The 21,366-nt window shown below is 29.7% G+C and carries 17 protein-coding genes; 7 read left to right on the top strand and 10 right to left on the bottom strand.

Going from position 1 to position 21,366, the window contains the following annotated elements; genetic code table 11:
- Window positions 1-140 precede the first annotated feature (140 nt).
- The 6 genes from IC173_RS14375 to IC173_RS14350 all read left to right on the top strand — a co-directional run bounded on the left by IC173_RS14375 (window position 141) and on the right by IC173_RS14350 (window position 3,976).
- Window positions 141-1,013 (top strand): class I SAM-dependent methyltransferase, encoded by an 873-nt coding sequence (locus tag IC173_RS14375; RefSeq protein WP_227437573.1) that lies wholly within the window; start codon window positions 141-143, stop codon window positions 1,011-1,013.
- The gene (locus IC173_RS14370; RefSeq protein ID WP_227437575.1) at window positions 1,013-1,678 is read left to right on the top strand and encodes an RluA family pseudouridine synthase; all 666 of its coding nucleotides are present in this window, start codon (window positions 1,013-1,015) and stop codon (window positions 1,676-1,678) included. Before IC173_RS14375 ends, IC173_RS14370 begins: the two co-directional genes overlap by 1 nt.
- A 20-nt stretch (window positions 1,679-1,698) precedes the next feature.
- Window positions 1,699-2,556, top strand: a complete 858-nt coding sequence (locus IC173_RS14365) for a MerR family transcriptional regulator (protein ID WP_227437576.1) — start codon at window positions 1,699-1,701, stop codon at window positions 2,554-2,556.
- Window positions 2,557-2,731: 175 nt separating this feature from the next.
- Window positions 2,732-3,061, top strand: coding sequence for a PadR family transcriptional regulator (locus IC173_RS14360; RefSeq protein WP_227437578.1), 330 nt, complete (start codon window positions 2,732-2,734; stop codon window positions 3,059-3,061).
- A 4-nt stretch (window positions 3,062-3,065) separates the two neighbouring features.
- Window positions 3,066-3,515 (top strand): permease prefix domain 1-containing protein, encoded by a 450-nt coding sequence (locus IC173_RS14355; RefSeq protein WP_227437581.1) that lies wholly within the window; start codon window positions 3,066-3,068, stop codon window positions 3,513-3,515.
- Window positions 3,516-3,598: 83 nt separating this feature from the next.
- Window positions 3,599-3,976, top strand: coding sequence for a DNA polymerase III subunit delta (locus IC173_RS14350; RefSeq protein WP_227437582.1), 378 nt, complete (start codon window positions 3,599-3,601; stop codon window positions 3,974-3,976).
- Window positions 3,977-4,106: 130 nt separating this feature from the next.
- Here IC173_RS14350 and carB (IC173_RS14345) read toward each other — a convergent pair whose 3' ends face one another.
- From carB (IC173_RS14345) to IC173_RS14315, 7 genes are all read right to left on the bottom strand, one after another.
- Window positions 4,107-7,313: a carbamoyl-phosphate synthase large subunit gene (gene carB / locus IC173_RS14345; RefSeq protein WP_227855752.1), complete on the bottom strand. Its 3,207-nt coding sequence runs from the start codon at window positions 7,311-7,313 to the stop codon at window positions 4,107-4,109.
- 184 nt (window positions 7,314-7,497) lie between these two features.
- Complete coding sequence (carA, locus tag IC173_RS14340) at window positions 7,498-8,547, bottom strand: glutamine-hydrolyzing carbamoyl-phosphate synthase small subunit (RefSeq protein WP_227855751.1); 1,050 nt, start codon at window positions 8,545-8,547, stop codon at window positions 7,498-7,500.
- A 257-nt stretch (window positions 8,548-8,804) separates the two neighbouring features.
- Complete coding sequence (gene carB / locus IC173_RS14335; protein WP_227855750.1) at window positions 8,805-12,011, bottom strand: carbamoyl-phosphate synthase large subunit; 3,207 nt, start codon at window positions 12,009-12,011, stop codon at window positions 8,805-8,807.
- Between the two features lie 52 nt (window positions 12,012-12,063).
- On the bottom strand, window positions 12,064-13,107 hold the full coding sequence (gene carA, locus IC173_RS14330) for a glutamine-hydrolyzing carbamoyl-phosphate synthase small subunit (RefSeq protein ID WP_227831469.1): 1,044 nt from the start codon (window positions 13,105-13,107) through the stop codon (window positions 12,064-12,066).
- Between the two features lie 25 nt (window positions 13,108-13,132).
- Window positions 13,133-13,849 (bottom strand): orotidine-5'-phosphate decarboxylase, encoded by a 717-nt coding sequence (gene pyrF / locus IC173_RS14325; protein ID WP_227436407.1) that lies wholly within the window; start codon window positions 13,847-13,849, stop codon window positions 13,133-13,135.
- Between the two features lie 380 nt (window positions 13,850-14,229).
- The gene (locus tag IC173_RS14320) at window positions 14,230-14,865 is read right to left on the bottom strand and encodes a DUF1847 domain-containing protein (protein ID WP_227436409.1); all 636 of its coding nucleotides are present in this window, start codon (window positions 14,863-14,865) and stop codon (window positions 14,230-14,232) included.
- A 23-nt stretch (window positions 14,866-14,888) separates the two neighbouring features.
- Window positions 14,889-15,806, bottom strand: coding sequence for a nitroreductase family protein (locus IC173_RS14315; protein WP_227436411.1), 918 nt, complete (start codon window positions 15,804-15,806; stop codon window positions 14,889-14,891).
- A gap of 367 nt (window positions 15,807-16,173) precedes the next feature.
- Between IC173_RS14315 and IC173_RS14310 the strand changes: the two genes are divergently transcribed.
- Window positions 16,174-17,403, top strand: a complete 1,230-nt coding sequence (locus IC173_RS14310; protein WP_227436413.1) for an aminopeptidase — start codon at window positions 16,174-16,176, stop codon at window positions 17,401-17,403.
- A gap of 203 nt (window positions 17,404-17,606) precedes the next feature.
- Here IC173_RS14310 and IC173_RS14305 read toward each other — a convergent pair whose 3' ends face one another.
- Genes IC173_RS14305 through IC173_RS14295 form a run of 3 tightly spaced genes read right to left on the bottom strand, consistent with a single transcriptional unit; the run spans window position 17,607 to window position 21,130 of the window.
- Window positions 17,607-19,988 carry a homocysteine S-methyltransferase family protein gene (locus tag IC173_RS14305; RefSeq protein ID WP_227436415.1) on the bottom strand — a complete coding sequence of 794 codons (2,382 nt, stop codon included), beginning with the start codon at window positions 19,986-19,988 and terminating at the stop codon, window positions 17,607-17,609.
- The gene (locus IC173_RS14300; protein ID WP_227855749.1) at window positions 19,960-20,685 is read right to left on the bottom strand and encodes a vitamin B12 dependent-methionine synthase activation domain-containing protein; all 726 of its coding nucleotides are present in this window, start codon (window positions 20,683-20,685) and stop codon (window positions 19,960-19,962) included. The genes IC173_RS14305 and IC173_RS14300 overlap by 29 nt, the downstream gene beginning before the upstream one ends.
- Window positions 20,675-21,130, bottom strand: a complete 456-nt coding sequence (locus IC173_RS14295) for an S-ribosylhomocysteine lyase (protein ID WP_227436419.1) — start codon at window positions 21,128-21,130, stop codon at window positions 20,675-20,677. Before IC173_RS14295 ends, IC173_RS14300 begins: the two co-directional genes overlap by 11 nt.
- Window positions 21,131-21,366: the final 236 nt, after the last annotated feature.

The following is a 21,366-nucleotide window of genomic DNA, read 5'->3' as shown; positions in this document are numbered from 1 at the left end:
TCAGATACTATATAATATGTTTAAAAGAGTAATAATGTTAACAATAAATGTAAAGAATAGAAAGTATCTAAAACAGCAAAAAATGACTGATTTTGTGGTATAATACATAGGATTGAGAGTTATTTTATAGGAGGAAAGATATGTTATTATTAGCAGATAAATGGAAAGATTATGAACTTATAGATATGGGAAATGGAGAAAAATTAGAGCGTTGGGGTAAGTATGTACTTAGAAGACCAGACCCACAGGTTGTATGGCCAATGGAGTCTGAATGGGCTCTATGGAAAAACCCTCACGGACATTATCATAGAAGTAATAAAGGTGGAGGTCAGTGGGAACACAAAAAAAGATATCCAGAACAATGGACTATAAATTACAAAAACTTAAAATTTCACATTAAACCAACTGGATTTAAACATACTGGATTATTCCCAGAACAAGCAGCCAATTGGGACTGGATGATGGATAAAATCAAAAAAGCTGACAGACCTATAAAAGTATTAAATCTTTTTGCATATACAGGAGGAGCTACAGTAGCATGTGCATCCGCTGGTGCAGAAGTATGTCATGTTGATGCTGCAAAAGGTATGGTCAACTGGGCAAAAGAAAATATAGAGTTATCAGGACTTAAAAATCAAACAGTAAGATTTATAGTAGATGATGTTGTAAAGTTTGTTGAAAGGGAAATAAGAAGAGGTAAGAAATATGATGCAATAATAATGGACCCTCCTTCTTATGGGAGAGGACCTAAAGGAGAAGTATGGCAAATAGAAGAAAAATTATATAGCTTTGTGGATTTATGTATGGGTGTTTTATCTGATAATCCTTTATTCTTTCTAATTAATTCTTATACAACAGGATTTTCTCCAATAGTTCTAGAAAATGTACTGTCTACAACAATAGGTAAAAAGGCAAACAATGGAGAAATCTATGGTGGAGAATTAGGAATACCAGCTTCTAGGGATGGTAAAATACTTCCTTGTGGTATATTTGGAAGATGGGAGAAAAAATAATGATAAAAGTCATATATGAAGATAACCATTTATTAGTTGTAGATAAACCTGTAAATGTATTATCTCAAGGAGATGATACCAATGATAAGGACATGGTAAATCTTTTAAAAGACTATATCAAAACAAAGTACAATAAACCTGGAAATGTATATATTGGTTTGGTACATAGATTGGATAGACCAGTGGGTGGAGTCATGGTTTTTGCCAAAACATCAAAAGCTGCCTCAAGATTGTCTGAACAAGTAAGAAATAAGACATTCAAAAAAACCTATATGGCAGTTGTTCATGGTAAAATGAAATCCGATTCAGACATATTAAAAGATTTTTTATATAAAAATAAAAAAACAAATATGGTGAGTGTTGTGAAAAAAAACCATAAGGATGCTAAAGAAGCTGAACTTAGTTACAAAGTTTTGGGTTTTAAAGAAAATCTAAGCTTAGTTCAAGTAAACTTAAAAACTGGTCGTTCTCATCAGATAAGAGTTCAATTTGCAACTAGAAAACACCCATTATATGGAGACCAAAGATATGGCCAAGAAGTAAATAAAATTGGACAACAGATTTCTCTTTGGTCTAATAAAATAGAAATTTGCCATCCAACAACAAAAGAAAAAATGGAATTTATATGTACTCCACCTGATAAATATCCATGGAATATATTCTAAATCTCAAATGAGGTGATTATATGAGTAAAAAGTTTTCAATAGGCGAAATGTCAAAACTTCACAAAATAAGCATACAAACGCTAAGATACTATGACCAAATAGATTTATTTAAACCTGTTCATGTTGACCAAGAAAGCAATTACAGATATTACTCAATTGACCAATTTTCACAATTGGATATTATAAAATACTTAAAGTATCTAGGTATGCCATTAAAAGAAATCAAAGAAAAATTAGATGAAAACAATGAAGAAATTCTAAAATTATTAACCAATAAGATTAATATCGTAGATGAAAAAATTAAAGAATTAGAACTTATAAAAAAAGTATTAAGTACAAAAAAAGAAACAATGGAAAAAGGTATGAGAGTAGATGAAGTAGGTAAAATAGTAAGAAAACATATTCCAAGAAGAAGTATTTTATCCATAGAATATGAAGAAGGTTTAAGTAATGAAGAAACTATGGAGCTTTCCAGAAGACAAATAGCAAATATACTAGAAGATAATATCTCTGTGTTTTATGGTGGAGTAAGTGGTCTTGTATCTATAGATAAATTCTTAAAGGAAGATAAAGTCATCTATGAAAATAGCTTTGTAAATGTTGAAAGAGATTTATTTGATGCTAAGTCTCAAAAATATATATCTGAAATTTCAGCTGGTGATTTTATTTGTATGACATATAAAGGCTCTTACAGAGAAAATTATACTGCTTTTAAAAAGTTAGTTGATTATGTTGATTATAAAAGGATACCTATTGAAAATTATATATATGAGATACCTATAATAGACCCTCTATCTACAAACAATGAAGATGAACTTCTAACCGAAATTCAGATACAGGTTAAAAAGAGAGAAATTGATTTAAGATGTCTAGTATAATCAGGTATTATAAAAAGGGCGTTTCCAAATGATTTTTAAATCATAAATGGAATGCCCTTTTTAAATAATAATTAAAATTTTATAGTTTAGACTTGGAAAATAATATGAAATGTTTTATTATATATCTATATACCTTATAATACGAGGTATATGATATAATAAAGTAGGTGAATTTATGGACTTAAACAAAGAAGTGCTTAAAGGTCATATTGATACTTTAATATTATCAATACTAAGCAAAGGAGATTCATATGGATATGAAATAGCAAAAGTAGTTAGAGATGAAACTACATTTGAATTAAAAGAAAGTACACTCTATGTGTCTCTTAAAAGATTAGAATCTAAGGGCTTGATAAAATCTTATTGGGGAAATGACCAAGGCGTAGGAAGCAGGAGAAAGTATTACAATATAACAGATGATGGAAAGGACAACTTAGAAGTAAAAATTCAAGAGTGGTACTTTATACAAGATATTATGAACAAGTTTCTAAAGAAGGGGGATTAGATTTATGAAAATAATAGAAGAGTATTTAGAAACACTATATAAGAGTGAAAATAACAAAGAAATTCAAGATTTAAAAGAAGAGTTAAGAGAACATCTAACAACATCTGCAAATGAATTTATTGAAAATGGATATAAAATAGATGAAGCACAAAATAAGGCAATTGAAAGATTTGATGGTGATGGTGAGATGTCAGTAGAATTACGTTCAATATTTAAACAAAAAATAGAACCTAAAAAAGTTTTATTGCGAAGATTATCAAATTCAAGGCTCTTATTTTTAAATTTATTTGGATGGCTTGTTGCAGCTGCTGCATTTACAGCCAATAGAGGTTTTGGTCACATAGTTCCACCTTGGTTGATTATAGCTTTGATAATTGTAGTAGTTATATTGATAATTTTAAGCATTATAATTAATAAGTTAAAGAAAGAAATAGAAAATGATTATGTTATGTAGTCACATTAATAAATATAGTTTTGTTTTATTTATACGAGTAAGTACTACGATATTAATAGGTACTATGAAAGGAGTTTTTGTATATGGAGAAAAAAATATTATTAGAAAAAATTCTTGATACGCCAGGCGTTTCATATATTAATGAGAAAGTAAATTTATTTAAAGGTACCAAATGGATTTCATTTGGAACTTATATAATGACTGTTGAAAGCTTCTGCTATAAAGAAGATTCAAAACACTATAATCCAGTAATGGGAACATTTGATTATGAGTCAGAAATTTTTATAGTTAATGCCATATATAAAGATGAGGTCTACTCTATTAAAAATAAAAAACTCTATAGAAATGTATCTAAAGGAGATAAAATAGTTGTTACAATTAAATACTATTATGATAAATATGAAAATCTTATACATGAAGAAATTCATGACTACCACTCTTATCCTCTATCTAATGATTAAAGAAAAAACTGATAGTATCAAGATTGATATTTATTTTAGTTCACATAAGAAAATAATTATAGAGTATTAATTAAAGGCGAAAGCTCCTAGGAACTAACGCCTTTAATTAATCTAAATATCAGTTTGTTTTTTATTCTGCTATATTATAAACTTTTAATTTATCTTTATTTATATGCTTTTTCTTAACTTCTACTAAAGCTTTTAATGTATCTAAAGATGTCATTATTTCAGTAGAAAATTCAATAGCTGTTCTTCTCATTTTAAATCCGTCTCTTGTTGAGTCATTACCTTTAGTAGGTGTATTTATTACTATATCAACTTGTTTATTTCTTATAGCATCTAGTATGTTTGGTCTAGGCTCTTCAACTCTATTTACTATATCAGCTTCTATTCCATTCTCTCTTAGACTCTTAGCTGTACCTTCTGTAGCAACAAAAGTATATCCTAACTCTTTCATATCTTTTGCTATTTCTATAAACTCTTCTTTATCGTTATTATTAACAGTAGCAAGTACTACTCCTCTTTCGTCAGACATATGTCTGCCTGCGGCTAAGAATCCTTTATATAGAGCTTCTTCTAGATTTTCTCCTACACCTAAAACTTCTCCTGTAGATTTCATTTCAGGTCCAAGACTTACTTCAACTTTAGCTAATTTAGACATTGAGAATACTGGCACTTTTACTGATACTAGTTTAGGCTCTTTATAGACGCCTGTACCATATCCTAAATCCTTTAATTTAGCTCCTAACATACATTTAGTAGCTAAATCAACTATTGGTACCCCACTCACTTTACTTATATATGGTACTGTTCTACTGGCTCTAGGATTAACCTCTATTATATATAATTCATTCTGGAATTCTATAAATTGTATATTAACCATACCAAGTACATTAAGGTCTAAAGCTATTTTTTTAGTGTATTCTACTATCTTTTCTTTTATCTTATCAGATATATTTTGGCTTGGATACATTGTCGTACTATCTCCAGAGTGAACTCCAGCTCTTTCTAAATGTTCCATTATTCCAGGTATTAATATATCTTCTTTATCACATATAGCATCTACTTCTATTTCTCTACCAGTTAGATATTTATCTATAAGTACTGGATTCTTATGGTCTCTGGCAAAAGCATCATCTAAATACTGAGTTAATTTTTCCTCGTTATAAGTTATTTCCATACCTTGACCACCAAGTACATAAGATGGTCTAACTAATACTGGATAACCTAATTCATTAGCAACTTCAATACCTTCATTAGTTGTCCACACACCTTTTCCTTTTGGTCTATTTATATCTAATCTCTCTAATAAGTCGTCAAATTTTTCTCTATCTTCTGCTGCATCTATATCATCAAAATCAGTTCCCAATATAGGTATTTTTTTCTCATGTAAGAACTTAGCTAGTTTTATAGCTGTTTGTCCTCCAAATTGTAGTATTACACCTTCTGGTTTTTCTTTTTCAATTATGTTTAAAACTTCTTCTTCTGTTAATGGTTCAAAATATAGTTTATCTGATGTATCAAAATCTGTACTTACTGTTTCAGGGTTATTGTTTACAATTATAGTTTCTATACCCATTTTTCTTAAAGATTTTACACAGTGAACTGAACAATAGTCAAATTCTATACCTTGACCTATTCTTATTGGTCCAGAACCTAATACTACAACTTTTCTCTTATCACTTACAACTACTTCATCATATTGCTCATAAGTTGAGTAGTAATATGGAGATAGAGCTTCAAATTCTCCTCCACATGTATCAACCATTTTATAAACTGGTTGTATATTATATAGACTTCTTAATTCGTATAATTTTTCTGGGCTTATCTTCATTAAGTCAGATATACCTTTATCAGAGAATCCTTTTTTCTTTAATTCATGTAAGTATTCCTTATCTAAATCTTCTATTTTAAGACCTTTTAATTTTTCTTCTTGCTCAACTATCCATTTAAATTTATTTATAAACCACTTATCAACACCAGTGATTTCTTCTATCATTTCTACTTTATAGCCTCTTCTTATCATTTCAGCTAAATCAAACAATCTTTCATCATCAGGTACTACAACTCTTTTCTTTAGCTCTTCTAACGTTCTACCTTCTGATGGAGCATGAACTAATGAATATTTTCCTGTTTCTAGTGATCTTATTCCCTTAAGAATAGCAGCTTCAAAGTTGCTTCCTATACTCATTATTTCACCAGTTGCCATCATCTTAGTTCCTAATTTTCTATTTGCCTTTTTAAATTTATCAAATGGCCATTTTGGTATTTTTACTACTACATAATCTAAAGTTGGCTCAAAACAAGCATAAGTTTTTTTAGTTACTGCATTTTCTATTTCATCCAAAGTATATCCTAAGGCTATCTTAGCTGCCACTTTTGCTATTGGATATCCTGTAGCTTTTGATGCTAGCGCTGATGATCTACTAACTCTTGGATTTATTTCTATTATTGCATATTCTAAACTATGTGGATTTAAAGCTATTTGAACATTACATCCACCTTGAACTTCTATTGCATTTATTATATCTATTGATGCTTTTCTAAGTAGTTGGTATTCTTCATCACTTAAAGTTTGACTTGGAGCAACAACTATACTATCTCCTGTATGAACTCCAACTGGGTCTACATTTTCCATGTTACATACAGTTATACAGTTTCCATTCCCATCTCTCATTACTTCATATTCTATTTCTTTCCAACCTTTTATACTCTTTTCAAGAAGAACTTGACCTACTGGACTTAATTGCAATCCATGTGAAAGTATCTCTCTTAATTCTTCCTCAGTATCAGCTATACCTCCGCCAGTTCCACCTAGTGTATATGCTGGTCTTACAACCACTGGATATCCTATTTTACTTGCAAATTCAAGACCTGCTTCTAGGTTTGTAACTATATCACTAACTATTACAGGTTGATTTATTTCTTTCATTACTTCTCTAAATAAATCTCTATCCTCACCCTTTTTTATAGACTCTATAGATGTACCTATAACTTTTACATTATATTTATCTAGTATACCAGCATCATGTAATTCTACAGCCAAGTTTAGTCCTGTTTGACCACCCATACCTGCAAGTAAGCTATCTGGTCTTTCTTTTTCTATTATTTTTTCTATAAATTCTATTGTTAATGGTTCTATATATATTTTATCTGCAATTTCTTTATCAGTCATTATCGTCGCTGGATTACTATTTACTAATACAACTTCTATTCCCTCTTCTTTTAATGCTTGGCAGGCCTGTGTTCCTGAGTAGTCAAACTCTGCTGCTTGACCTATTATTATTGGCCCTGACCCTAATACTAAAGTTTTCTTTATACTATCTAATTTAGGCATAACTCTTTCTCCTTATCTAAACAATTTTCACAGTTTCTATCTTCATAATCTATACAATCAATTTTAATTATTTTATTCCATATTAAATTTGAGATTATTTATTATATCTATATTAATTAAACCAATATTTTTTTGATTTAAGTTAGTCTTATTTTTAGTTATATATTATATATATTGATATTATTTATTTTACGAACTCTAAAAACTTATCGAAAATATAGTCATTATCTTTTGGCCCTGGACAAGCTTCAGGGTGGTATTGAACACTGTATACATCTAGCTTCTCATGTCTCATTCCCTCAACAGTATTATCATTTAAATTTATATGTGTCACTTTCATTTGTTCAGGAACTTCTGAAACATAATATCCATGATTTTGAGAAGTTATAAATACTTTTCCCTCTTCTAAATCTTTAACTGGATGATTTCCACCTCTATGTCCAAATTTAAGTTTAGCAGTTTTTCCTCCAAGAGCTAGGGCTAAAAGCTGATGCCCTAAGCATATTCCAACTATAGGCTTTTTACCAATTAGAGCTTTTATATTTTCTATAACATCTTCTAAATCCTCTGGGTCTCCAGGCCCATTTGATAAAAATATTAAATCAGGGTTTATACTTAATACATCTTCTGGAGATGTTGTAGCTGGGAATATTGTTATATCACATCCACGAGCTATAAATGATCTTAAGATATTTCTTTTAACTCCAAAATCCATAACAGCTACTTTTGGTCCATTTCCTTCTATATTCTCTACTTCTTTTCTTGTAACCGTTCTAACTGCTTCTGTATTTGAAAACTTATCTAATTTATGTTTAACATCTTCTAACTTGCTATCTTCTAATGTAATTATACCTTTCATTGTCCCATTATTTCTAATTATCTTAGTTAAAGCTCTTGTATCTATTCCTTCTAGTCCTATCACTTTATTTTGCTTTAAATATTGGTCTATATCAATCTCACATCTAAAATTACTTGGAGAATCACTTTTTTCTCTTACTATAAATCCTTTCACTTGCACTTTTTCAGATTCTGCTGATGATAAATTTATACCATAATTTCCTATAAGAGGATAAGTCATAGTAACTATTTGACCATAGTAAGAAGGGTCTGTTAAAACTTCACCATATCCTATCATCGAAGTGTTAAATACTACTTCTCCTACACTTTCTTCTAAATATCCAAATGCTTTTCCTATAAAAACTGTCCCATCTTCTAATATTAACCTTGCTTTCATATTACAGTACCTCCTATAATTCTCTTTAGGCAAACTAAAGAACATTAACTAAATATAATCTTTTAAATATCTATATCTATTTTTCACTTTTACATTCTAGTTTTATACTTATTTACATTTATTTTTTATCTTTTTCTATTATACTACAAATTTCTTAAAAAAAAGAAGTTATCTCAAAAGTAAAAACTCATAGAAAAAATAACTTCTTCTTTTTAATTTAATGATTAAATTCTTAAACTATACAATCAACTTAATTTCTATTCAGCTATATTGTAAACTTTTAACTTATCTTTGTTTAGGTGTTTTTTCTTAACCTCTACTAGAGCTTTTAGTGTATCTAGAGATGTCATTATTTCAGTAGAAAATTCAATAGCTGTTCTTCTCATTTTAAATCCATCTCTTGTTGAGTCATTACCTTTAGTAGGTGTATTTATTACTATATCAACTTGTTTATTTCTTATAGCATCTAGTATGTTTGGTCTAGGCTCTTCAACTCTATTTACTATATCAGCTTCTATTCCATTCTCTCTTAGACTCTTAGCTGTACCTTCTGTAGCAACAAAAGTATATCCTAACTCTTTCATATCTTTTGCTATTTCTATAAACTCATCTTTATCGTTATTATTAACAGTAGCAAGTACTACTCCTCTTTCGTCAGACATATGTCTGCCTGCGGCTAAGAATCCTTTATATAGAGCTTCTTCTAGATTTTCTCCTACACCCAAAACTTCTCCTGTAGATTTCATTTCAGGTCCAAGACTTACTTCAACTTTAGCTAATTTAGACATTGAGAATACTGGCACTTTTACTGATACTAGTTTAGGCTCTTTATAAACTCCTGTACCATATCCTAAATCCTTTAATTTAGCTCCTAACATACATTTAGTAGCTAAATCAACTATTGGTACCCCACTCACTTTACTTATATATGGTACTGTTCTACTGGCTCTAGGATTAACCTCTATTATATATAATTCATTCTGGAATTCTATAAATTGTATATTAACCATACCAAGTACATTAAGGTCTAAAGCTATTTTTTTAGTGTATTCTACTATCTTTTCTTTTATCTTATCAGATATATTTTGGCTTGGATACATTGTCGTACTATCTCCAGAGTGAACTCCAGCTCTTTCTAAGTGTTCCATTATTCCAGGTATTAATATATCTTCTTTATCACATATGGCATCTACTTCTATTTCTCTACCAGTTAAATACTTGTCTATAAGTACTGGATTCTTATGGTCTCTATCAAATGCATCCTGTAGGTATTGAGATAATTTTTCTTCATTGTAAGTTATTTCCATACCTTGACCACCAAGTACATAAGATGGTCTAACTAATACTGGATAACCTAATTCATTAGCAACTTCAATACCTTCATTAAGTGACCATACACCTTTTCCTTTTGGTCTGTTTATGTCTAGTTTTTCTAATAAATCATCAAATTTTTCTCTATCTTCCGCTGCATCTATATCATCAAAATCAGTTCCCAATATAGGTATATTTTTCTCATGTAAGAACTTAGCTAGTTTTATAGCTGTTTGTCCTCCAAATTGTAGTATTACACCTTCTGGTTTTTCTTTTTCAATTATACTTAAAACTTCTTCTTCTGTTAATGGTTCAAAATATAGTTTATCTGATGTATCAAAATCTGTACTTACTGTTTCAGGGTTATTGTTTATGATTATAGTTTCTATATCCATCTTTCTCAAAGATTTTACACAGTGAACTGAACAATAGTCAAATTCTATACCTTGACCTATTCTTATTGGTCCAGAGCCTAACACTATTACTTTTTTCTTATCACTTACAACTACTTCATCATATTGCTCATAAGTTGAGTAATAATATGGAGATATCGCATCTATTTCTCCTGCACATGTATCAACCATTTTGTATGCTGGTTTTATGTTATATAGACTTCTTAATTCGTATAATTTTTCTGGGCTTATCTTCATTAAGTCAGATATACCTTTATCAGAGAATCCTTTTTTCTTTAACTCAAGAAGATAATCTTTAGTTAAGTCTTCAATCTTCATAACTTTTAATTTTTCTTCTTGCTCAACTATCCATTTAAATTTATTTATAAACCATTTGTCTATTCCTGTGATTTGTTCTATCATTTCTACTTTATAGCCTCTTCTTATCATTTCAGCTAAATCAAACAATCTTTCATCATCAGGTACTACAACTCTTTTCTTCAACGCTTCAATACTTCTCTCTTCTGATGGAGCATGAACTAATGAATATTTTCCTGTTTCTAGTGATCTTATTCCCTTAAGAATAGCAGCTTCAAAGTTACTTCCTATACTCATTATTTCACCAGTTGCCATCATCTTAGTTCCTAATTTTCTATTTGCCTTTTTAAATTTATCAAATGGCCATTTTGGTATCTTAGCAACTACATAGTCTATAGTTGGCTCAAAACAAGCATAAGTTTTTTTAGTTACTGCATTTTCTATTTCATCCAAAGTATATCCTAAAGCTATTTTTGATGAAACTTTTGCTATTGGATATCCTGTAGCTTTTGATGCTAATGCTGATGATCTACTAACTCTTGGATTTATCTCTATAACTGCATATTCAAAACTATGTGGGTTTAATGCAAACTGAACATTGCATCCACCTTGAACTTCTACTGCATTTAATATATCTAAAGATGCTTTTTTAAGCATCGCACATTCTTTATTGCTTAGAGTTTGTGTTGGAGCAACAACTATACTATCTCCTGTATGAACTCCAACTGGGTCTATATTTTCCATGTTACATACAACTATACAGTTTCCTTTTGAATCTCTTATTACTTCATATTCTATTTCTTTCCAACCTTTTATACTTTTTTCAATTAATACTTGTCCAACTGGACTTAATTGCAATCCATGTGAAAGTATCTCTCTTAATTCTTCCTCAGTATCAGCGATACCTCCACCAGTTCCACCTAATGTGTATGCTGGTCTTACAACTACTGGATACCCTATTGTAAGTGCATAATCAAGACCTGCTTGTAAATCTGTAACTATATCACTAACTATTACAGGTTGATTTATTTCTTTCATTACATCTCTAAATATATCTCTGTCTTCACCTTTTTTAATAGATTCTACTGAAGTACCTATTATTTTTACTCCATATTTATCTAGTATGCCTTTTTCATAAAGCTCAACTGCTAAGTTTAATCCTGTTTGTCCACCCATACCTGCAAGTAAGCTATCTGGTCTTTCTTTTTCTATTATTTTTTCTATAAATTCTATTGTTAATGGTTCTATATATATTTTATCTGCCACTTCTTTATCAGTCATTATTGTAGCTGGATTACTATTTATTAATACAACTTCAATTCCTTCTTCTTTTAAAGATTGACATGCTTGAGTTCCTGAATAGTCAAATTCTGCCGCTTGACCTATTATTATTGGACCTGACCCTAATACTAAAGTTTTCTTTATACTATCTAATTTAGGCATAAATTTTTCTCCTTATCTAAATGGTTTTTACTATCTGTAAATAATACTAAATCTATATTAATGCTAAGAATTTATTAAATATACAATCTAAATCTTCTTTTGTTGTGTATTCTGGAATGTACTGAACACTATATATTGGTAATTCCTTATGTCTCATTCCTTCTATAGTATTGTCATTTAAATTTACATGAGTTATCTCTGTATCTTCTGGCATTTCTGAAACATTGTATCCGTGATTTTGAGAAGTTATAAATACTTTTCCTGTTTCTAAACATTTAACTGGATGATTTCCTCCTCTATGTCCAAATGCAAGTTTTGAAGTTTTTCCACCTAATGCTAATGCCAAAATTTGATGTCCTAAACCGATTCCTGCTAGTGGTTTTTTGCCTACTAATTTCTTTATATTTTCAACTATATCATTTATATCTTCTGGATTACCTGGCCCATTAGATAATAATATCAAGTCAGGGTTTATATTTAAAATTTCTTCTGAAGTAGTCATTGCTGGTACTACTACTATGTCACAGTTACAAGCTTTCAGTGAGTCTAATATACTATTTTTAACACCAAAGTCTACAACTACGACTTTAATACCAGTCCCTTTAATATTTTCAATTTCTTTTCTTGTAACACTTTTAACAGAATCTTTATTACAACACTCTGTTAATTTAGACTGAATTTCTTGTAATGATACATTTTCTAAAGTTATAATACCTTTTTTTGTTCCATTATTTCTAATAATCTTAGTCAATGCTCTTGTATCTATTCCTTCAAGTCCAATTACTTTGTTTTGCTTTAGATATGTGTCTATATCCATTTCACATCTAAAATTATTTGGGTTGTCACTTTTTTCTCTTACTATAAGTCCTTTTACTTGTACTTTATTTGATTCAACATCTTCTAAATTTATTCCATAGTTCCCTATAAGTGGATATGTCATTGTCACTATTTGTCCATAATAAGTTGCATCTGTCAGTAGTTCACCATATCCTGCCATTGAAGTATTAAACACAACTTCACCAACAGCTTCCTTTAAATATCCAAATGCTTTTCCTTCAAATACTGTTCCATCTTCTAAAATTAATTTCCCCTTCATATAAGCTACCTCCCAAATGTTTTATCTAAGCATTTTCTATTTCTTTTACAATATTAATAGCTGATTCTCTTGGACTTTCTGCTTTTGTTATAGGTCTTCCAACAACTAAATAATGAGCTCCTCTTTTTATTGCATCTGATGGAGTAACAACTCTTTTTTGGTCTCCAACTTCTGCTGACTTAGGTCTTATCCCTGGGCAAACTGTTATAAAATCAGTTCCACATGCCTCTACTATCTTATCTACTTCTTGAGCTGAGCAAACAACTCCATCTATTCCTGATTCTTTTGCTAATTTAGCTCTCTTTATAGCCAATTCTTCTGTTGTCATATTACATCCTATATCTTGTAAGTCTTGGTTGCTTAATGAAGTTAAAACTGTTACTCCAACCACCAAAGGTTTTTCTATATTTAATCTCTCTGCTTCTTCTTTAGCAACTAGTGCACATTGTCTCATCCCTTCCATATCTGATACATGAATTGTCATTAACCAAACATTATCTCTTACTGCAGCTCTTACTGCACTTTTCATAGTATTTGGAATATCATGGAATTTAAGGTCTAGAAATATTTTTTTACCTTTTTCTTTTAAATAGTCTATTGTCTTTCCTTTTGTAGCCACATATTGTTCTAGTCCTACTTTAAATATATCTACACTATCTTCCAATTTGTCTATTAGTTCTTTAGCTTTATCAAATTCGTCAGTATCAATTGCAACTATTAGCTTCTCTTTACCATTTATCATTTTTATATCTCCTTTTTAATAAAGCCTAAATCCTCATAAAAAAATCCTTACACCAAAAGAGGCACAAGGATTTTATCTATACATAACTTTGATATTAATTAGCTATGAGATATCTTTCCCAGTCTCTCTGGACTAGTTTAAAAGACTTTATTATATTTAAATTTTTTATTTTATACTCATCAAAAACCTCTAGGTGATTTACTAGAGGTTATATATTAACACTATCTATAACCCTTTAGTCTCTCTGGACTAGTTTAAGGAATTTAGTCATAATATTTTTTCTTTATTTATATAACTTTATGTATCTTAAGGATATTTTAAAGTTTCATCTTTTTTATAATTAAACCACTAATTGCTTTTTATGTCAATAAGTCTTTGAATTATTCTTCATCTTTATCAAATAATTTTTTTTCAAAATAAGACTCTGCATTATATATAGCAGCAGCTGGATTATGCCCAGTTACTCTATCTTTGACAATTAGAGTTGTTATAGGAGCTTCCATATATTTCATGGCTAATGTATCATGACCAACACATAATCCAAGAATTATATTAAGGTCAACTTTAGCCTCATTTAAAAATAAAGCTTGCCCTATTGGATTACACATTATTTCATCTTTACATTTTGATATTGTTTGTGATGGCTTCAATCCAACTGTAGTCTTAGGAATCGCTCCATTTTTACATATAACAGAAAACACTTCAAATCCATGATGTTCAAATACCTTTTGTACTGTTTGCATTTCTCTTTTTAAACCAATACAAAATGCTATACCAATTTTTTTATAGTCACATTTTTTAGCAAACTCTATAATCTCTTTTAACCTAGTATATTGACAGTATCCCTCTGTTTCAATTAATCCAGCATTATAAGCTATTTTTCTATTTTCTTCCTCTTCATAAAGTTTTTTTGCTTTTTCTTGTAACTCAACTTCCCTAGTTGGGCATATCTTCATTAGCTTATCCATATCTCCATCTGAACAGCCTCTAAGATTACATTTCCCACACTTATACATGTCTACTATCCCCTCTCAAAATTTTATTCATTTTGTGATTCTTCTTTTTCCAAACTTAAATTTTCATCTTGAGTTTCTTCTTCTTCTGGTTTTACATGTTCAACTACAGTTATAAAATATGATTTTCCTATTTTATTCTTTATAGGAAGTTTTTCATATGAAACATCTATTTTATTTTTTATACATGCTATATCAAAATGTCTTAAACCTACACCTAAGCTAACCTTATTCATATATTCACAATGTTTCTTAGGTTTCTTTTCAAATAGATGAAGACCTCGTTCATCTTTGTGAAAATACCAAGGTTGAGAGTTTTTCACAGATGGAGCTCTTCTTGTAAATTCTAATATTTCTTTCCATTTTCTATTTCTATTTATTTTATTTATAATATCTTTTACTGGTTTTCTATCAGGTCTAGCATATCTTGTCCTAAATAAATCTTCATTTTTTGCCGGATATCCAAAAGCTATTATTATATATGGATTTTCTATTTTGTTTTCATCTTCTTCTTCTGTTTTTATTCCAGCTAAATAATCTAAATCGTCTTCTTCATCTTCTCTTGGGTCTTTGTTTCCAATATCTACAAATTCCAAGATATCTTCTCTTTTTAATGTGGACTCCAGCCAACAAGTAGCTACTCCTAATGTTGTAAGACGTAATACTATACCTTCAGTAGCAAAACCTATATTTTGTAAATAGTCTTTTCCCTTATCTGATGTGACTACTATATAATGAGGTGCTTTTACTTTACACTCTTTCCCCATTAAAAAGTGTATTATATGACCTCTATCAACAACATGTGCTTTAATATTTAAATCTTCATTTAAGTATTCTAAATTTTTACAACTTCTTTTTATTTCTTCCATTAATGGCTTTTTTAGTTTTGTACTGGAAAAATTTCTTACAGATTTTCTATAAAAAATGGCTTCATAAAGCTCCATTTATGCCCTCCTAACTGAAATCTTCTGTTCATAATATATAAACTACTATATTTAAACATATATAAGCTTTGCCAGAAAATTTTTTATTTCATTATAAATATCTATCTCATTATTATATTATAAGTTTTTTTCGGTATTCTTGTATAGCCTTTCACTAAAAAAGTATTTTTATTTCTACTTTAATACTATTATCAACAAAAAATAACGTCTTAGTTACAATTATATATCTAAACAATCTATTTTAATTAGAATACATATTTTTTATTTCTCAGTCTATTAAGTATAAATATTTTAAATATGACCCAAAATCTAAGTAATGATATAATATTTATAAGTTATTTAATGTTAAAAATACAGGAGGATAGATATGGATTTCAATAAAAATTTAGAAAAATATGCTGAGTTAGCAATTAAGGTCGGAGTTAACATACAGCCAGGTCAAACTTTACTTATAAAATCACCAATCGAATGTGCTGATTTTGCAAGAAATGCACTGAGGGAAGCATATAAATGTGGAGCTAAAAATGTATATATAGAATGGTCTGATGAAGAAAGTACTCTCATTAAATATTTATATGCTCCAAACGAAGCATTTCATGAGTTTCCAAAATGGACAGCAGATCAATATGTAGATATAGCTAAAGAAGGTGGAGCATTTTTATCAGTATATGCTCAAAACCCTGATTTATTAAAAGATGTTGACCCTGAGAAAGTTGCTAACTTTCAAAAAGCTTCTGGAAAGGCTTTAAAAGAGTGGCGTTCTTATACGCTAACAGATAAATGTAAATGGAGCATAGTTTCTGTACCAACAAAAGATTGGGCAAAAAAAGTATTTCCAAGTTTATCAGAAGATGAAGCAATAGATAAATTATGGGATGCCATATTTAAGTGTTCAAGAGTTGCTGGACAAGACCCTATAAAAGCATGGAAAGAACATAATGAAAATCTAAAGTCTAAAATGGATTTTTTAAATGAAAGTAATTTTAAAACTTTAAAGTATAAATCTTCAAAAACTGATTTAACTTTAGATTTACCAAAAGGTCATATTTGGTTAAGTGGAGCATCTAAAGACCCTAACGGAGTAAGTTTTAATCCTAACATTCCAACTGAAGAGATTTTTGGAATGCCACACAAGTTTAAAGTCAATGGAACTGTATACAGTACTAAACCCCTTGTTTATGGAGGAAATATAATTGATAATTTCTCTTTAACTTTCAAGGATGGTAAAATAGTAGATTTCTCTGCTGAAAAGGGACTAGAAACATTAAAGAAACTTATTGAAACAGATGAGGGTTCTCATTATCTAGGAGAGGTTGCTCTTGTTCCATATAACTCTCCAATATCTGATACAAATATTATTTTTTATAATACTTTATATGATGAAAATGCTTCTTGCCACTTTGCAATTGGTTCTGCATATAAGACTTGCTTAGATGGTGGAAATGATTTGAAAGATGAAGAATTAGATGAGTATGGAGTAAATGATAGTCTAACACATGTTGACTTTATGGTTGGTTCTTCAGATATGGATATTGTCGGAGAAACTCATGATGGAAAACATATACAGATTTTTAAAGATGGCAATTGGGCTTTTTAAGTGTTTTTATACTAAAAAGGGCTGACGGAAGTTATACCAGACTTCCCAGCCCTTTTTAATGTTGATGATAAATATTTTTTTATATTAATTAATCTCATTATTATAGATTAATTCCTATTATTTTGGACATAAGTTTCTAAAACTTATATTTATATTATATATAAAATATCCTATTTAGTAAAACCTTTATTTCGATTTACATGCTAAAAATTTAGCTTTGCTATCTCAACAGCAGATTTTGCATCCTTTGAATAATAGTCAGCTCCCATTTCCTCAGCATATTCTTCTGTCAAAACAGCACCACCTACAAATACTTTTGCATTTATTTCATTATCTCTTAATGCTTGAATCGTATCTTTCATACTTTGAACAGTTGTAGTCATAAGTGCACTTAACCCTACTAACTTTATATCTCTTTTTTTAGCAACCTCTACTACTTCCTCAATTGGAACATCTTTTCCTAAGTCTATAACTTCATATCCATAATTCTCTAGCATTATTTTTACTATATTTTTTCCAATATCATGAATATCTCCTTTTACTGTAGCAACTATTATTTTTCCTTTAGATACATTATCACTACTTCTACTTATTAAGGTTTCTTTTATTGTATTTAGTGCAGTTTTCACTGTTTCTGCTGATTGAATAAGTTGTGGTAAAAAGATGTCTCCACTATCATATTTCTTTCCTACTCTATCAAGAGCTGGAATTAAAATTTTATCTAATATATAATTTTCATCCTTCTCTTTTAAAAGATTCAACGTTTCATTTTTGGCTTCTTCTTTTAATCCCCTTTCAACTAAAACATCTAGTGATAAGTCTTTATTAGCTTTAATAGTGGAATCAGACTGTTTTGAATTATTCATATTACTATATTGATTTATATAATCTACGCAGCCTTTATCTGTATTATTTAAGATTCTAAAAGAATTAATAGCCTCCATCATACTATATTCGTTTGGATTTATAATTGCTAAGTCAAGCCCTGCTCCTAAAGCTAGCGTTAAAAAAGAAGCATTAAGTGCTTTTCTATTTGGAAGTCCAAATGAAATATTTGAAACACCTAGTATAGTTTTTACCCCTAATGTCTTAACCATTGTTATGGCTCTTATAGTTTCTATTGCTTCCTCTTGTTGTGCTGAAACAGTTAGTGATAAACAATCTATAAATATATCTTTTGGTTTTATTCCATAAGAAACTGCTCTATCAACTATTTTTTTTGCTATTTCAAATCTTTCCTCAGCTCTTTTAGGTATACCTTTTTCATCTAATGCAAGACCAACCACACATGCACCATACTTTTTAACTATTGGTAATATGCTTTCTAAGGACTCTTCTTTGCCGTTTACAGAGTTTACAATTGTTCTACCATTATAATATCTAAGACCTTGTTCTAAAGCCTCTACATTGGAAGAATCGACTTGTAATGGTGTATCTACTACTGCTTGAATCTCTTTTATCAACTTTGGCATTAATTTCTTTTCATTTATTTCTGGCAAACCAACATTCACGCCTAATATTTGTGCACCAGCACTTACTTGTTCCAACCCCAAATTTATTGCATAATCTAAATTTTCATTTTTTAAAGCTTCTTGTAAAGATTTTCTACCAGTTGGATTTAATCTTTCTCCGACAACTGTAGGTGATTCTACTTCCACAAATTTTGAGGGCGAACAAACTACACATTTATCAATCTTTTCGGTACTTCCCTTTTTAACAGAACTTATATTTTCAGATATTTCTTTTATAAAGCTTGGATTTGTGCCACAACACCCGCCTATTATAGTTGCTCCAGCTTCAACAAATTTTTTGACTCCCTCAAAAAATTCCTTTGCATCAACATCATAGATAGCTTCTCCATCAACTATATTTGGTAAACCTGCATTTGCTTGAACCATTACAGGTATTGAAGCTCTTGACACAATTTTTTTGACTATTGGCAAAAGCTGTTTAGGACCTAATGAACAGTTTACTCCTATTGCATCAACTCCCAGACCTTCTATTGTGGCAACCATACTTTCTGGCATACATCCAGTAAAACTTCTCCCACTCTCATCAAATGTCATAGTACAGAAAACAGGTAAGTCAGAATTCTCTTTAGCCGCTAAAACGGCTGCTTTAGCTTCATATAAATCCATCATAGTCTCTATTACTATTACATCAGCTCCAGATTTAACTCCCTGTAATACTTGTCTTTTAAATATCTCATATGCTCTGTCAAAGCTTAAAGTTCCCATAGGCTCTAACATTTCTCCTATAGGACCAATATCTAGTGCTACATATCTAGGTTTAGTGTTATCTACATTTTCTATAGCTTTTCTAGCCACTAAAATAGCATTGTCGATAACTTTTTCTACTGTATATTCACTATCTAATTTTAATTCATTACACCCAAAAGTATTTGTAAGAATTACATTTGAGCCTGCTTCTAAATATGATGTATGTATCTCTATAAGTTTTTCTGGATTTTGAAGACCAAATACTTCTGGATTTTCACCTATTTTTAACCCCTTTTGTTGAAGCATTGTTCCCATTGCACCATCAAATATTAATATATTATCCTTTAGATATTGTCTTATTTCCACAAGAATTCGCTCCTTTTCTATATGTACAATTTCTGTAGTTTTTACAATTTTCACACGATTTTTCTTTCTTTGATTTATCTATTTTCAAATTAGAAATGCCTATAATAGCTACTACTGATTTTCTTGGTATCATAATCCCATTTGATGTAATTGTGAGTCCTATTTGTTTTTGAGCATTTAAAACATTTAATATATCTATATTTTTCTCTATTGGTAAGTCCCCATATCCTGGGCTATATCGCATAGTTATAAATTTGTTTTGTTTTAAAAAAACCTTTTCTATATCATTTTGAACAATATCGCATACTTCTTCTATTGCTGTTGTTCCACATGAATCAATTATTAGTCCTCTTGTTAAGTCTGAGTAAGAGTATCTTTTTATTTCCTTTTCTAGCTCTATTCCCAAAGTAGCTGCCATAATTACACATTCATCACAGTCTTTTAGAAGTTCATATATATCCTTACTTTTTAAGGTTAAATTTGTTCCCTCTAGTTCTACAATCTTATCTTTATTTATTTTGATAGGATAAATCCTAGATATATATCTAGGATTTATCTTGTTTTTGGCTATTTCTATACATTCATCAATAGTTTCTTTAAGTTCTTTATCTATTTCTTGTCCTTTATATTGTAAATACCTTAGAACCTCACTTTGATTTATGCTTATACGTTCTCTTTCAATTACATTATTCTCCATATATATTAAGAGAAAATCCTTTATCTAAAACATCTTTTGCATATTCTTTTGCTCCAAATAAAGATAAGTCTCTATAATTTCCACATTCTAAAGCTGTAGCAGCTGGCATTTTATCAGATTCAATTACTTTCTTTAATGCCTTTTCTAAGCCATCTTTAACTGTTTTAGCATCTATATCTCCCCATAATATTAAATAAAATCCTGTTCTGCACCCCATTGGAGATAAATCTATCACTCCATCTAATGTCTCTCTTAAATAAGTTGCTAATAAATGTTCTAAACCATGCATAGCAGCAGTTCCAAAGCTTTCTACATTTGGTTGTAAAAATCTCAAGTCAAATTTAGTTATTTTATCTCCTTTAACTCCATCAAGTACACTACACTTTCTCACAAAAGGAGCTTTAACTTTTGTATGATCTAATTTAAAACTTTCTACTTTTTCCATTTTTGAATCCTCCATCATCACTTAAAAATTTATTACTTTAAATCTATAAAAAAACTCCCCCTATCCACTATTGATAAGAAGAGTATATTATTTCCAATCATCTCATCGTTGTTAGCAGGACCACCTAATAAAAGGTTGGTATAGGATCGCTGAGCTAACTCTCTCCCCTAATTCTTGATAAGTATCTTATTAAACTGACTTAAATTATATATTACTTTTTTATTTTTGTAAACACT

The organism is Clostridioides sp. ES-S-0048-02 (assembly GCF_020658495.1).
Classification (GTDB): Bacteria; Bacillota; Clostridia; order Peptostreptococcales; family Peptostreptococcaceae; genus Clostridioides.
Note: the sequence above shows the minus strand (reverse complement) of the source record. Positions and strands in the feature narration are given on the sequence as shown.